This window comes from Fibrobacter sp., from assembly GCF_017551775.1.
Classification (GTDB): Bacteria; Fibrobacterota; Fibrobacteria; order Fibrobacterales; family Fibrobacteraceae; genus Fibrobacter.
Genome location: NZ_JAFZKX010000018.1, coordinates 1 through 14,185, shown reverse-complemented (window position 1 = coordinate 14,185; position 14,185 = coordinate 1). Strand labels below are relative to the sequence as shown.

The 14,185-nt window shown below is 50.1% G+C and carries 11 protein-coding genes; 5 read left to right on the top strand and 6 right to left on the bottom strand.

What is annotated here, in order from left to right:
* Window positions 1-28: 28 nt before the first annotated feature.
* From IK012_RS02125 to IK012_RS02110, 4 genes are all read right to left on the bottom strand, one after another.
* The gene (locus IK012_RS02125; RefSeq protein ID WP_290949807.1) at window positions 29-733 is read right to left on the bottom strand and encodes a WbqC family protein; all 705 of its coding nucleotides are present in this window, start codon (window positions 731-733) and stop codon (window positions 29-31) included.
* Entirely contained in the window at window positions 730-1,950 is a 1,221-nt protein-coding gene (locus tag IK012_RS02120) for a hypothetical protein (protein WP_290949805.1), read from the bottom strand. Before IK012_RS02120 ends, IK012_RS02125 begins: the two co-directional genes overlap by 4 nt.
* Before the next feature lie 10 nt (window positions 1,951-1,960).
* A complete protein-coding gene (locus IK012_RS02115; RefSeq protein ID WP_290949803.1) occupies window positions 1,961-3,316 on the bottom strand; it encodes a radical SAM protein in 1,356 nt (451 codons plus the stop codon).
* A 141-nt stretch (window positions 3,317-3,457) separates the two neighbouring features.
* A complete protein-coding gene (locus IK012_RS02110) occupies window positions 3,458-7,603 on the bottom strand; it encodes a VWA domain-containing protein (RefSeq protein WP_290949802.1) in 4,146 nt (1,381 codons plus the stop codon).
* Window positions 7,604-7,855: 252 nt separating this feature from the next.
* On the opposite strand from IK012_RS02110, the gene IK012_RS02105 reads away from it, so the two are divergent.
* Complete coding sequence (locus tag IK012_RS02105; protein ID WP_290949801.1) at window positions 7,856-8,377, top strand: hypothetical protein; 522 nt, start codon at window positions 7,856-7,858, stop codon at window positions 8,375-8,377.
* A gap of 2 nt (window positions 8,378-8,379) precedes the next feature.
* Here IK012_RS02105 and rbr read toward each other — a convergent pair whose 3' ends face one another.
* Window positions 8,380-8,919, bottom strand: coding sequence for a rubrerythrin (gene rbr, locus IK012_RS02100; protein WP_290949800.1), 540 nt, complete (start codon window positions 8,917-8,919; stop codon window positions 8,380-8,382).
* A gap of 211 nt (window positions 8,920-9,130) precedes the next feature.
* Between rbr and IK012_RS02095 the strand changes: the two genes are divergently transcribed.
* The 4 genes from IK012_RS02095 (at window position 9,131) to IK012_RS02080 (ending at window position 12,918) form a co-directional block, all read left to right on the top strand.
* Window positions 9,131-9,964 (top strand): TIGR02147 family protein, encoded by an 834-nt coding sequence (locus tag IK012_RS02095; protein ID WP_290949798.1) that lies wholly within the window; start codon window positions 9,131-9,133, stop codon window positions 9,962-9,964.
* Window positions 9,957-10,631: a hypothetical protein gene (locus IK012_RS02090; protein WP_290949797.1), complete on the top strand. Its 675-nt coding sequence runs from the start codon at window positions 9,957-9,959 to the stop codon at window positions 10,629-10,631. Before IK012_RS02095 ends, IK012_RS02090 begins: the two co-directional genes overlap by 8 nt.
* 185 nt (window positions 10,632-10,816) lie before the next feature.
* Entirely contained in the window at window positions 10,817-12,106 is a 1,290-nt protein-coding gene (locus IK012_RS02085; RefSeq protein ID WP_290949796.1) for a polysaccharide deacetylase family protein, read from the top strand.
* Window positions 12,107-12,297: 191 nt separating this feature from the next.
* Window positions 12,298-12,918, top strand: coding sequence for a GNAT family N-acetyltransferase (locus IK012_RS02080; protein WP_290949794.1), 621 nt, complete (start codon window positions 12,298-12,300; stop codon window positions 12,916-12,918).
* A gap of 40 nt (window positions 12,919-12,958) precedes the next feature.
* On the opposite strand, the gene IK012_RS02075 is transcribed toward IK012_RS02080, so the two are convergent.
* On the bottom strand, window positions 12,959-14,185 hold a 1,227-nt coding region (locus IK012_RS02075; RefSeq protein ID WP_290949792.1), incomplete at its 5' end, for a glycoside hydrolase family 5 protein.

Genomic DNA, 14,185 nt, shown 5'->3' with positions numbered 1-14,185 from the left:
AAGATTCCCCTTTCATACTTATTTTCTCCTATTTCTGCTTCTCAATAAAACTGCAGTCTTCAAGCATGTTCTTTATGGTATTCACCGAATTGAACATGATGACGTCCAAAATGGAAAGCCCCGGAACGAATTCGTTATAGAACTGCTTGTAGGGCCGGATATTGGGATGAATGAATTTCAGCGTAACTCCGTGTTTTTCAAAGTCATCAAAATGATACAGATCCTGCCCGCCTACGGCGTTGAGATAAGTATCTCCCCCGAGCCGGTGACAGAAATCGTAAATGCGGTATTCCCGCTTGTAGTTGTCGTTGCCCGGTATTTCGGAACTTCTCATGAATTTCGTGTTTATCCCGAGGAACCGGCAAACATCCTTTATCGACTGGAAAAGGAACTCCGCGACATTGCGTTCCGGATTGTCCAAAATCGTCTTCACGAGGTTATAACCCGCATCGAACTGCGGTGCCTTGCGGTAGGCGCGATAAACGGTATTCAGTTTTTGGGCGACATCGAAATCGACAAATTCAGTCTCGTTTATTTTCCTGAAAGACGTAATGTGCTTCACTTCCAGTCCAAAGAAAAACGGCTTGCCGTTGATAAGAATCCTGTTTCTTTGAATCCATCCACGTTTGATGAAGTTGTAGTTGTCCCCAATCAGGAACAGGTCGGCAGCACTGACGAGCTGCCAGAATCCGATATACGGAAAAAAATAAGGCTGGTTTCCGGCGATAATCAAAGGACATCCCCGCAAGAAATGATGCTTTCGTTTTCCGTCACTATGGGGAAAGCCTTCCTGTCGTCGACCACGTTCGTCACCGGGCAACTGGACGTACGGAAAAGCCCCGAGTCGAAATACTTGTCATCGATGCAAAGCATCATGCCGCAAACGTAATCATCAAAAGGAGTCCCTTCCCATACGGTGCGGTATGTTTTCTGGTGCAGGAACGGCTGGATGATCATGTCCTTAACGGCTCCCCCGTCAAAGAGCGCCTTCCAATCGCTTTCGCTTGTCAGCGGACCCGCATAGACCTTTTCGCTCTTGCCCAAGCGGAAATGTTTGAGGATGTAGGCGTCCTTGTTCGCATACGCTTTTTCTAGAATGCCAGCCGAAGCCTTGTCATTGCAAATGTAGGTCTCGATGGCATGCGCCCTCAGGAATTCCGCCTCCTTTTCCGACAAGAACTTCTGCGTAAATTCGGGCGTGTACCAGAGCTGCATGAACCGTTTGTCGTGTATCACGAATACCGTGCGGAAATCGTTGTACATTTGGGAATCAATCATGGCCTTGATGGTGTCCATGGAATAACTCAGGATGTCCATCTGGTTCAATGCGCTGATGACGAATTTTCCGTTCCAATCGTCAATGCGGGCTTCGACCTCATCGGCTTCCAAGATGGTGACCTTTTTTCCGAAGTGTTCGTAGAAAGGCTTGTACAACTTGATTTCGGAAGTCTTGTCAGAACTCTTGAGCACAAAAATTTCGTCCTTGTCGCCGACAATTTCCAATGCACTCTGCATCATCTGCTCGTAAAGCGATTCCCTGTGGCAGCCGGGATGTTTTTCCATGAACTTGTTGGCTGCGGCCTCGGCGAAATACGACATGAATATCCCGTGCCCGAAAAACCGGCTCGTAATCTCACAGAGCTTGAGTTGGCCGTCGTCGGTAACGAGGTAATCTGGGCGGAACGTTCCCGCCAGAAAAGGGTACTTGCTCTGGTATTCGAGGATTTCCATTTCCTTTTCGGAAAGCGGCATATACTTGTCCGTAAATTCGGCATAGTTTGCCGCCATGTATTCAACGCACTTGTAGAGCACGCGGTGCATCTCGCGCAGTTCCTCATTGCGTTCCGGAGTAATGACCATCGGCTTTTCGTGATACCACCTGTGGTAATAGCTTTCCTGGTCGCCGTACAATCCTTTACAGACTTCCCAAAAGTTCGTCTTTGTCATCATGAGCCTTCAGTTATTTCTGGAACAGCTTGGACTGGTATCCAAGGCACTGGAATCCATTCTGGTTGATGATGGGAATGAGGGTATTCGGAATCTGCAACTGTTTGCGGACCCAATAGCAGATGCTGGTCGACATGCCGAGCGTCTGCGTGTAATCCATCATCCGCTTGATGGCGGCGATGCAGAGTTCCCTTTCGGGAGCCGTGCGGCCGCGCTGCTTGCGGTGGTCGGCATTGCTGGGCTTCAGGTAGACTTCGTAGAGTTCTCGTTCCAAATCCTTGTCGAAGTGCCCGAGCCATTGCCCGAGCATGGCCAGGTTCTCCATGCAGGCGGTCAGGAATTCCGGCTTGTAGTTGATGATGCCCGCATCGTGCAGCTTGTCGAAAAATTCCTTGATATGTTCGTCGGTGAGGTACGGCATCACGATGGGCTGGATAAGCGCCGAGTTTGCCTGAATCCCGCGTTCACGGCACAGCTTCACAGATTGCAGGCGTTCGTCAATGGGAGCCGCAAAAGGTTCCAGCAGGTTCCTGAACTCGGTGGGCATAATGGAAACGCTGGTGTTGAACTGCATCTTTCCCTTGAGCTGTTCGAAAAGGTCGAGGATGGTTTCGCCTTCGTATTCGTACAGCAGGTGCTTAGGGCCGGATTTCGATGCGATAAAAAGCCTCGCATTGGAATCGGGATGCTTCTTGAAGTGTTCGATGAATTCCTTCAGAATCCTGTGCGCGATGCCGGTCTGCACCGTCGGTTCCTGGAACGCTTCCGTCTTGGGCGAGAAGTAGTAATAATGATTCCAGTTCTTGCCGCGGCTCAGTTCCACGATCTTCGCCTCGATTTCCTGCTTGCGCTCCGGAGCCTCCTCGATGGCGGTCGCGAGATCCTGCAAAAGGACGTTCTTCTTGTGGATATCCTCTTCGGTCACCGGGCCCCAGGGGTCGCCGTTCATGTCTTCGAGCAGTTTGCGTACGTACAGGTGGTAGTTCTCGTAAGCGACTAACTTCTGTTCATGCACGCCGTCGGTCACCAGACAGTACTGGCAGCCGACATTGCAACCCTTGATGGGATTGATTTCGAAGGTGAGCGTCGGGCAGCGGCCCGTGTAGTTGTGGATTTCCGTCTGGACCTTTTCGGGGTCGATTTCTTCGAGATAGAGCTTCGATACGGGTATGACCGTCCTGTTCTTGACGCGTTCCATAAACACCTTGGAACCGCGCATAAGGCCCTCGAGGGTACTTTCGGAGGGAGCGACTTTGACACCGAGATTATCCAAATATGCCTTGTCTACAATAGCAGGAGTAAAATCTTTGAGGTTGTAGACATCCGTCTCATGAGAATAAAAAGGCTTAAATTCGACAAAATTCTTCATTTTTGCAATTCCTTCTTTTTTGCACAAATTCAACCGGATAATAGCAAATTTGTAAGAGTTTCAAGCTCAATATGTTTTTTTCAATACAAAAATGGTTGTTTTCTAGCAGAAAACAACCATTTTCAATTTCTTGAGAACAACCTACCGCTTGATTCCCGTCTTGATGGTGACCGTCTCCTTATGGCCATCTTCGAACGTAAAGATGATTTTCCAGATATAGACTCCCGTACCGGCCTTGCGTCCCTTATTGGAGAGTTGGTCCCAGTAAAGGAATCCCAAATTGGATCCATCTTCATTGTCACGCAGCGGATTGTCCATCTCGCCATCATAACCGAATTTCTGTTCCATGTGGTTCACGAATATCGATATCCCGTCGAAGATGTAAATATCCGCCGTATAGGGGGCCATCGCTTTTACGCTGATGGCAGAAAGGGTATCCGGAAGTTGTTCCCATCCGAAACCTCCCGGAGGAATCCATGCCGGGCTTTCCCCTATCCCACTGACCGGCTGCAACGGTTTTATTCCCGTAATGTAAACAACCCCGTCCATGCCCCGAATCTCGACACCGCCTCGACCTGGCGTATTCCCCGCCATATCCGCGAAGTCGGCCTCCGGGCTGGTACGCAGGCAGAAGCCCGTCTTGATGGAAAAGTCATCCAGCAGGAATGTCCACCGCAAACCATTTTCTTCGACAGTCGGAGGAACGCTCGTAATCAACGCATTTGTGACCGTGTCCTCGCACGACGTCGAATAACGGAACAGGCCTTCCCACGCATTTTCGCCTCCGGTACTCAAGATTGGTTCGGACATCTGGATAACTAGCGTATCGGGAGGAATATCCGAATGGGGATCCATGTACTTTTCAAGATTGAGCTTTCCTTGGCGCTTAACCGCCCTCATGGGAACTGCTCCCACCTTATCCTTCAACGCAACATTCTCCAGAGTGTTGGAACCGGTGGTCGTAAAACTCAGGAAGGGTTTCCTTACCGAATCCGCCTTGGTCAAGCCGTACTGGAAGGGTTCATTTATATAAGCCTCGGTCCATTTCGCATCGCTTCTGCTTTTCTGGATATTCCATCCTTCCGCGAACCGCCATTCACCGCGATTGGAGTTCCAGAAGATGGAGTCAATGCTCAGAACTTTGTTGTCGCTTTCGTTCTTGAAATGGATTCTGACGAAATCGGCCTTGCCATCCAAATCCGAATCGTACATTTCGGCCAGATCGGCAATGAGGGAATACACGATAGAATCGCGATGGTTGAATTCCTGAGAACCATCTGGAATAGAATCCGTTACGAAAGACTTCACTTCGCAGGCTCCCGTGACAGAATACCCGTTGCTAACGTAACGGACAGTCGCGCCCATCGCATCCCTCGCACGAAGGTAGTAGTGTATTACGGTAAAGTCCTGCGTATTGGCATGCAAAGTTCCATTCCAGGTGTCTTTTTCCGCAGAATAATTGAGAGGCAAAGTCCTGAAGAGAATATCATTGTAGTCCTTGTAATACAGAGTCACGTCATCGATTCCGTCGCTGTCGGTAATCCGGAAAGAGAACGTCTTCAAATCCGATGCAGAATCCTCGCATGCTACAGAGACGACATCTACAACAGGCATGTCATTATCGATAAAGATGGTATACGGTTCCATGGACGGGGTTGGAATTCTCGGAGTCTTTCCCGTCTGTCCGGCCGTATCTGTCGCGGTGACATAAAAATCCAAACCGGGAGCCACAACGAGACTTGCAGGAACGCTGAATTCCCAAAGGCTGTCGCGAACATGCTGCATATTGTAACTCGTAAACTGTCCGCCCATGGCATTCACCTCACGCAAGTACACTTGCGCCGACGCAATATCAAGCATCGACTTTATGTAAACGCCAATCGTCAGCGAGCTATTCGCCGTTTGAGGATTTTTGACCAGGTTCCAAGTATCTTCTGTAAGCGAAATAGATGGCGGAAGCGTCGTCTCGTTCCACTGAACGGTATCCCTAGCAGTAATATTGTTGAACGTCATGCCTATTACGACGTCATGCGTTTCCCCGTTCTGAACCGTATCGGGAGTCTGGTAGCAAACGAGATACTGCGAGAGGATGTTGTCGCGGATGACGGAGTAGAGGCCCGCCAGTTCGCTAGCATCGCTAGCCATGGAGAACGTTCCCCCCGTATTCCTGGCAAGTTCCTGCAGCGGGTATTTTACTGTTGACTCGAGTGCGATAGAATAGATGTTGGTATTGTTCTGATTTGCATAATCAATCGCGGTGTTTATATTTATCCCACCAGAGCCATTGGCTCCATCCGAAAAGATGATGACCGCTGTCGGGTTAATTTCATCAACGATTTGCTTTACTCCGACATACGCCCCCGTGATGATATTCGTCGAGCCGATAGCCTTAATGCTATCTATAGCATTTAGCAGCAGCGGTTTATTGGTAGTCATGGTCTGGTGGACTATGACAGAATCAACCATGATGGAATCCTTCGAATCAGCGGAAGCATTGGGATCCTTTACCTTGACGCTGCCAACAAAACCGACAATAGCCGTCCTGTCATAGGGGCCCATTCTACCTACAAAATCGCGCATGGCCTCGAGAGCCTTGGTCATACGATCGTTGGTTCGCATTGAAGTACTCTGGTCTACAACGAGAGCGACGGATATACCGGTAACCTTTTGAATGCTCGTAACCTGCGCATTAATCTTTTGGCCATCTTCCGTCAAAATAAAATCGCGAGAAGTCAATCCGTTGAAGGCATGCCCATTCTGGAGATCCGTAACGGAAACCTGCGCACAAATTTGAGGGTAATTGTTCAGGTCGAGTTTCGATATCTGCACCGAAGGCCGCGCCGCCGTATCTACGGCAAATACCGCCCTGACTGAACATACGGAATCTTCTTGGAGGATGGTAGTCCTGCTCTCGTCCGGCTTGTCGATTTCGAGATTGCCCATGATTGAAGCCCAGTTCTTGAAAACGTAACCTCCGTGCGGCCAAGCATTGACTACAGTCTTGCTCCCCGGACTGACAGATACATCACCAGACGGGCTAATAAGACCGCCCTTGGAGCTTTCTACGTTCAACTTATAGGGCGTCGAAATCCACGCCGCAAAAGACTTGTTCGGAATAATGACGGAACTGTCTCGAAGCGTCCAATAAAGCGGCTCGCCCGGCGTTCCCTTAACAAGGATAGCGGTAGCCCCTTTTACCTTGCTTTCTGTGGAACCATTCTCGAAAGTGTCATCGTTCCCGTAATCCCGGAAAAACGCACATAGCGAATCGACAGGTTCAAACCGGACGACATAGGCGTTGGTGTCGGGCGGAGTCCAGGTGAAACGGATTGCCGACTTGGTAGATTCATTGTAATAATTGTCCTGGAAGTTGAAGGTCTTTTTCGTTCCGCTAAGTGTGTAAATCTGGCTCTGCTTGAACACGGCCTTCAATTCAGCATTGCCGTTGAGACTCACAAACGTGTAAGGCGCTTCAAAATCATCCACCGAAGGCGCTCCAAGCACTACCTGCCAGTTAGAAAAACGATATCCCGAATCCGCCTTGGCACCAATCGAATACTTGGAACCAGCGTAGGCCGTCGCATACCCCGTATCCGGAAGGGCTTGCCCGTTCCCGGCGGAACCGAGCGCGAGGTTGTACGACTGCGTTGCGTAACTGATATAGAAGGGGTTGTCGTTCCTTTTATACTTATAAACGACGATACACACAGAATCCCCGGCAGTGAGGTTCAATGTTTTACTATAGGTACCGACGAACCTCCGCGAAGCAGTCAAGGTATCATAACTGGTCTTTTTATACTGGAGGTAATAGAGGGAATCCTGTAGAGCGTCGTTTGACACGACAATGTTAAAAGTCCCTGTACTCGGAGCGACAAAAACGAACCTGACGCCAGTATGCCCGTGCGAGACCTTCTTCGCATAGGTATTTTCGACAAAGTTGTATCGGGTCGGAGTAGCTGTAATGGAATAGATTTCACCCGGCCGGAAAGTCGCCTTCACTTTACAGTCACTGAGAACGTGCATTACCCGGGTCGTATCTTTCTTGGGATTCTCGATATCGCAGGAACCCGAAACCTTTTCCCAATGATCAAAGACGTTATCCGAATCCGGAACGGCGTATATTTTAATGGAATCGCTTTCAATGACCTTGGTAAAAGTCCGCGTTATGCCAGCAGAATCAATCGCCCAAGCCCTACCCGAGGAATCAACGGCAACCATTCCGTTTCCCGTATGCGAAGCGCTTATGCCGTATGTCTTGAACAGCTGAAGGAATATGGAATCCTTCATATAGACATTGGGATAAGTCGTAACATAGATTAGGATATAGTTTTTCTTATTCGGTTCAGTAGAGTAGAAGCACCTGCGATTATAACACACTCTCCCTTTGGCAGAAGTTTTTGTGAAAGTCGAATCCTCTCCGAAGTTTAAGATTAAAACATTTTGATCGATACTGTAAGTGTGCGCGTACTGCACCTCCTCTTTAGCGTCAATATACAATCGCAGTCCGTAACTGCCTATACCAGCTGTCGGATAGGGAACATGAACACTCTGCTCATAAAAATCGTATTTCGTCAGCTCTTCAGTCAATTTATAAATGGGGAGAGTCTGGGTTACCATCCTTATGGTGGCAGAATCTGTAAACGGGATAAACCCAGTCGAATCGGCAGTGGCATTGACAATCTTCCCCTGCCCGGAAACGAGTTCCCACTTGATGAAGTTTTCTCCGTAATTGAGCCGCTTACGAGCTGCGATGGAAACGGTATCGCCAATGGAAGACGCTATAGAGACCGAATCCCCCTCAATAAGAATATTTGCGGAAGCATCCACGGCAAAAGCCGCAAAAAATCCCATAGCAAAAACTATGGAACATACAAGTGTTCGTATTTTAGCACCCACTTTGCCCTCATTCCCCTAAATTACCCAAAAAATCGCCAATTCCAGCGACCACAAACAAAATATATAATTTATTTCGAATTTGTTACAAAAATTTTTCAAAAAAAGAAACCCGTCCGCCCCAATCGGGGCAAACGGGCGAAATTTGCTAAAAAAAGCCGTAAATAATTTTAGTAGTTTTCAGCAGTTACTTCGAAGAAGGACTGCGGATGGGCACATACCGGGCATGCGGCCGGGGCCTTGGTACCCACGACGATGTGGCCACAGTTGCGGCATTCCCACACCTTGACTTCGCTCTTCTCGAACACGGCGGCAGTTTCCACGTTCTTGAGGAGGGCGCGGTAGCGTTCTTCGTGGCGCTTTTCGATAGCGGCAACCATGCGGAACTTCTTGGCAAGGACAGTGAAGCCTTCGGCCTCGGCAGTCTTCGCGAAGTCTTCGTACATGTCGGTCCATTCGTAGTTTTCACCATCGGCGGCGGCACTCAGGTTGGCAGCGGTGTCACCGATACCTTCGAGTTCCTTGAACCACATCTTGGCGTGTTCCTTCTCGTTGTCGGCGGTCTTGAGGAAGAGTTCCGCAATCTGTTCAAAGCCTTCCTTCTTTGCGGCGCTTGCAAAGTAGGTGTACTTGTTGCGGGCCTGGGATTCGCCTGCGAATGCGGCCTGGAGGTTCTTTTCGGTTTGGGTACCAGCGTACTTGTTTGCCATATTGTATCCTTTTGTGAATGGTGTCTCTGTCATGCCAATATAGATATTTTGGGACAGTGGAGACGAAAAAAAAGTCAAATGATACGCAACGTATCATTCCGATAAAAATATTGAAAATTTATTTGATTTTTTGTTGTTTTTTCTTCAAAAACTGATATTTCGTATCATTCAAAGCATTGCCTCCGAAGATTTTTAAAGGTATATTATAGACATGAAGCCGATTACCGAATACAAAGATTACCGCAAATACATGCAAGACTTCTACGATGAACGCAAACGTACGGGCGCATTCTCGTGGAGGGAATTCTCGAAACTTGCCGGGTTCACCTCCCCCACATACATCAAGCTGGTATGCGAAGGGAAGAGCGGCCTGAGCAAAGTCAAGACACCGCAGGTATCCAAGGCGATGGGCCTGAGCGGATACGAAGAAGAATACTTTTTGCTCCTCGTCATGTTCGCCAAGGCAACCAGGGATGCCGACAGGAAGGCGATACTTCTCAAGCTGGAGAAAATCGCCATCGAGCACAAAGCGCGCGTGATTGACAGCGATGCATTCCAATACTACGAATCGTGGAAGTATCCCGTCATTCGCGAACTCGCCCCGATGATGCCCGGCGCCCAGCCCCGCAAACTCGCCGACGAATGCAAAGAGTACGTTTCTGCCGAAGAAGTCCGCGACATCCTCGCCTTTTTGGTGAAAGCCGGATTTTTAAAGAAGGACGGCGAAAAAAATTATTCGCAAACCGAGAAAGCCGTTATCGGATCTGCAGAAGCGCTCCCTATCGCCATTCGCGCCATGCACAAGGAAATGGGCAACATGGCCGTGCGCGCCGTAGACCGCTACAACGCGAACGAACGCTATTTCACCGGAATGACCATCGGCGTGAACGAAGCCAACTACGCGCGCATCGTGGCTGAAATCGATGCCTGCGCCAAAAGGATCGCGGCCATCGCGAACGAAGGCGAAAACTTAAACCAGGTCTACGGCCTGAACTTCCAACTTTTTCCATTTACAAACAAAATCGAAGGAGAGTCCCATGCTTAACCTCAAACAAAAAATCCATCTCACGGGGGCATTCGCTCTTTGCGCACTTTCCGCATGTTCCTCGGATAGCCCATCCACAGCCGGATCGACAACCATTCCAAACGCAACCGCCAAGCAAATCGAATTCACAACGGCGGCGACATCAAGCATCCCAGTTGATGGCGGAGAACTAAAAATCTTTGAAGAGGAAGATGGCGCCTCGGCAAATTGTTCCGCAAACGGGATAACTTATTCTTCCGAAATCCAGATAAACTCAAATAAATTGGTCGTCACCCACTTGAAGCTGGAAAACGCCGGAAAACTGTGCAGCGGTATATTCACACGATTCAAGGCCACATGCGGGACGATTCCCGACTGGTGGGAAGGATGCGACGAAAACGGAAATCTGGAATTGTTCTGCGGAGATCACCGGATGGAAACGCTCACCAAATGCACCTGGACCGATCCGCCGAAGTGCACCACAAAAGAAGGCGACACCACCATTACCTTCAGCATGGTCGTAAGCGATTTCTCGGGTTCGGCGACCGACATCTGCAACAAGATTGTCAACGCAGAAGCTTCCAACGACGATACCGAAACTCCATCATCGTCAAGCACAGGCGACGGATCCAGTTCCAGCGTTGAACCATCGGATTCCTTGAAGGGGATTGCCGTACCCATGGACTGACTACCCGATCAAGCAAGCGGACGCCTACGGCGAATGGTACCGCGCTGATCTGAAGGAACAAGAAAGCCCCCGTCAAGTCAGAGGGGAGACAATGGAGGCTTCCCACCCTCGCGCAAGCGAGGGTCTTTTTTGTGGAGTGAGGATGATTTGACTATCTTTTCGTATGGTTGTTTAGGGTATCGAACATGAAAACAAGAAAAACCGTCTTTTCTGCAAAAACGGCCATTACGGCATGGAGTTTAGCAATGGGCCTTGCAGGAATCTGCGCAGCAGCGCCTATCGAAACAGTTCCCTGGAACGGACACGTCGGTGCCGTCAGTTTCACGTTTGACGATGCACTCGAAAATCAGGTGCAGAACTTGAAGCCCATACTGGATGAAATGTCCGATGTCCACGTGACGTTTTTCCTCACGAACATGGGAAACGGCCTCCAGAAAAATGCGGCAGGTTTTGCGGCCCTGGCAAAATCGGGACATGAAATCGGGAACCATACCGATACGCACGCCCACTTAAGCGGCATCAGCAGCAATAGCGAACTGGAAAAAGAGATCGTCACCTTCGCCGACAAAATCGAAAGCGTCATGGCAGAAAACGGCGCAAAGGTCCGCGTCACATCGCTCGCCACGCCCTTCTGCGAAAACAACGACCAGGTCAGCGCCGTCATAAACACGCGGCACTTCATCAACCGCGACTGCGGCTGGCACGGGCGAAACGAATGGGATGTCGAGGCGAAATGGATGAGCATCCAGGCCAAGATTTGGACACGCTCCGGCGCAACCGTAACCGAAATGCTCTCGTCACTCGACACGGCTGCATTCATCGGGGACTTCAGCAACGCAAACCCGTGGGATGTTTCCGTAAAGGGCGGCTCATGGCTCGTCGTACTGAACCATGGCGTAACCGACGATACCGGCGACGACTACGCCACCAACCCCAGCGACATCAAGAAGCTTTTCCAGCATGCGCTCGAAAACGACCTGTGGGTAGCGCCCTTCGGGACCATCGGGGCCTATCACCGCGCACACTTTATCGTTGACAAGGCCGAAAAGACGGAAACCGAGAATGGCTACACCATCAAGTGGGATATTCCGAACGAGCACATGCCCGAAAGCGTTCCGCTCCGAGTAAAAATCGACACCAAGTCCGTCGACGAAAAGGCAGTCGTAGAGCAGGACGGCAAGGTTCTAAAGCCCGAGAGCGACGGCACCTACATCATCGAATTTATGGCGAAGGCACTCACCGTGCGTAAGCCCAAGGATGGCGAAGACAATCCGCAAGATTCTACAGTGGTACTAGCGAAGGCACAACAAGTCTATCGCGATTACACGAAATTCACGTTGTTCGACATGAACGGAAACAATCTCGGGTCCATCGACGGTTTTGCCGTACCCGCAAGATTCCCGAAAGCCTCCTATATCATTCGAGCCGAAGCAAAGGGGCTCTCGCCGAAGATCGTGAAAGTCCAGTCTAGATAAACAAACGCAAGGTTCAACAAAGCACCATCCCTTTTCGGCGAAATTAATGTATATTTACAATGTACTTTCAACGGAGACTGGATGTTATCTAGTAAATCTTGGTTCATTGTTTAAGGCCTTGGGAGACTTTTCCTAGGCTGTCTTCCAAGGTGATTTTTGCCAAACCGTAAAAATCAAAATGGAGATAAACAATGAAAAATTACACTATCCGCACGGAACAGCCGTGCGATTTTAGGGCAATCGAAAATCTCACTCGCGAAGCATTCTGGAACGTCTACCGTCCCGGCTGCACTGAGCATTACGTGCTTCACTGCTACAGGAACAATCCCGACTTCGTCCCGGAACTTTCGCTCATCCTGGAAGTCGAAGGTGAAATCGTCGGGCACGTGATGTACGCATGGTCGCACATCGACGCCGATGACGGTCGCAAAATCAGGATGATGACCTTCGGGCCCATCAGCATTCGCCCCGATTTCAAGCGGAAAGGCTACGGGAAAATCCTCCTGGACCATTCCATGGAACTCGCGAAAAAGATGGGAGCCGGCTGCCTCCTGATCGTGGGCAACATCGATTTCTACGGCAAGAGCGGTTTTGTGCCCGCACTCACCAAGGGAATCCGTTACGCCGACGATCCGGAAGCCACCTACTTCTTGTGCAAGGAACTGGACGATGGTTTCTTGGGCGGAATTACCGGTTCATACCACGATCCTGAGGGGTACTTTGTCGCAGAACAGAACCCCGAAGCATTCGAGCGATTCGATGCGGATTTCCCACCTAAAGAAAAGCTCAAGTTGCCCGGGCAATTGTTCTAGATAAAACTTTTAAGCCCCTCGAATCCGAGGGGCTTAAACTTTATCGCAAATTTACCTTCAGCAGGCTATTCCCGCTTTTGGCGATGTAGATTCCCTGGCGCAGGCCCTGTAGCGATATTTCCGAGGAACCACTGCGGAGCAGGTTGCCGTTAATATCGAACAGTTTGATGGTCCCGTCGGCAAGGAGTCTCAAACCATCGCGGCGGAGATTGGGAGCATTCCATTTTGCCATGCCCCGACGGAACGTTTCCGCTTCGATTATGCCGGTCGTTCCCTCCACAAAATCTTCCACGTGGGTGATTCCCTTGTTCACGTAATCGCCAAGCCCGTAAGCCTTGCGCATCAGGTTCAGCACTTCCATATCGAAAATGGATCCATCGGGTTCTGATTGCCTGCGGATAATGGTCATGTTGTTTTCACCTTCGTGACCCGTATCCCAAGCAATGGGCACCACCTTATTCTTCTTTGCAGAATTCATCAGGTAGTCATAATACTCAAGACGCCCCTTGCGGTGTTTTGCATACTTGTCGCCCGTCAAGACGCCTACGCGGTCGTTGGCACCGAATTCACCGATAATCACCGGCACGCCCTTGTCCACAAAAGTCGTCTTCATTTTGCCAAACTGGTCATCCATACGGTCGCCGGTGCAGGGGTCACCCATGGCATTCGCCCAAGCGTTGTATCCGCAGTTGTACACCACATCGTCACCAGTCGCGAGATTGTCGCCCGTGCCCCAGTAATACTGCGGTTGCACAATGGCGCCCCAATCGGCAGGCTCGTTCATGAGCGTGTAAGTGTAGGGATCGTAGTAATGCACCTCCACCATCAAGCGGTTTTCAATCTTATCTTTCGGAAGCTTATCCACCGGCATGACTTCGCAGCTGCGGTCCACGCTGGTTGAAGGCCCTTGAATAATCAGCGTACGGCTTTCGTTATTGCCGCCCGTGGCACGCACCGCGTCAACGAACGTCTGGTGATACGTCATCAGAATTTCGGTTTCGTGCTTGTAGTTATCGTCGGTAGTAGCAGGCTCGTTCGCGCTCGCGAAAAGCAAGCGCTCATTGTAGTTCTTGAAGTGCGTCGCAATCTGGGTCCAGTACGCCTTCTGCTTGGCGTTCACCTCGTCTTTCTTGTCGTCGCTGAGGTTTCCTTCAAGCCAGCCGCCGTCCCAGTGGATATTCAGGATCGTGACAAGGCCCGCGCGCATGCACATGTCCACCACCGTCTGCACCGAATCCATCCAGCTCTGGTTTATGACGCCGTCTTT

Bases quoted from the DNA above. Each gene is read 5' to 3' on its own strand.
- IK012_RS02105 (WP_290949801.1), top strand. From the start codon at position 7,856: ATGAACACTCTGCTCATAAAAATCGTATTTCGTCAGCTCTTCAGTCAA.
- IK012_RS02110 (WP_290949802.1), bottom strand. From the start codon at position 7,603: ATGAAGGATTCCATATTCCTTCAGCTGTTCAAGACATACGGCATAAGC.
- IK012_RS02085 (WP_290949796.1), top strand. From the start codon at position 10,817: ATGAAAACAAGAAAAACCGTCTTTTCTGCAAAAACGGCCATTACGGCA.
- IK012_RS02095 (WP_290949798.1), top strand. From the start codon at position 9,131: ATGAAGCCGATTACCGAATACAAAGATTACCGCAAATACATGCAAGAC.
- IK012_RS02115 (WP_290949803.1), bottom strand. From the start codon at position 3,316: ATGAAGAATTTTGTCGAATTTAAGCCTTTTTATTCTCATGAGACGGAT.
- IK012_RS02090 (WP_290949797.1), top strand. From the start codon at position 9,957: ATGCTTAACCTCAAACAAAAAATCCATCTCACGGGGGCATTCGCTCTT.
- IK012_RS02120 (WP_290949805.1), bottom strand. From the start codon at position 1,950: ATGATGACAAAGACGAACTTTTGGGAAGTCTGTAAAGGATTGTACGGC.
- IK012_RS02080 (WP_290949794.1), top strand. From the start codon at position 12,298: ATGAAAAATTACACTATCCGCACGGAACAGCCGTGCGATTTTAGGGCA.
- rbr (WP_290949800.1), bottom strand. From the start codon at position 8,919: ATGGCAAACAAGTACGCTGGTACCCAAACCGAAAAGAACCTCCAGGCC.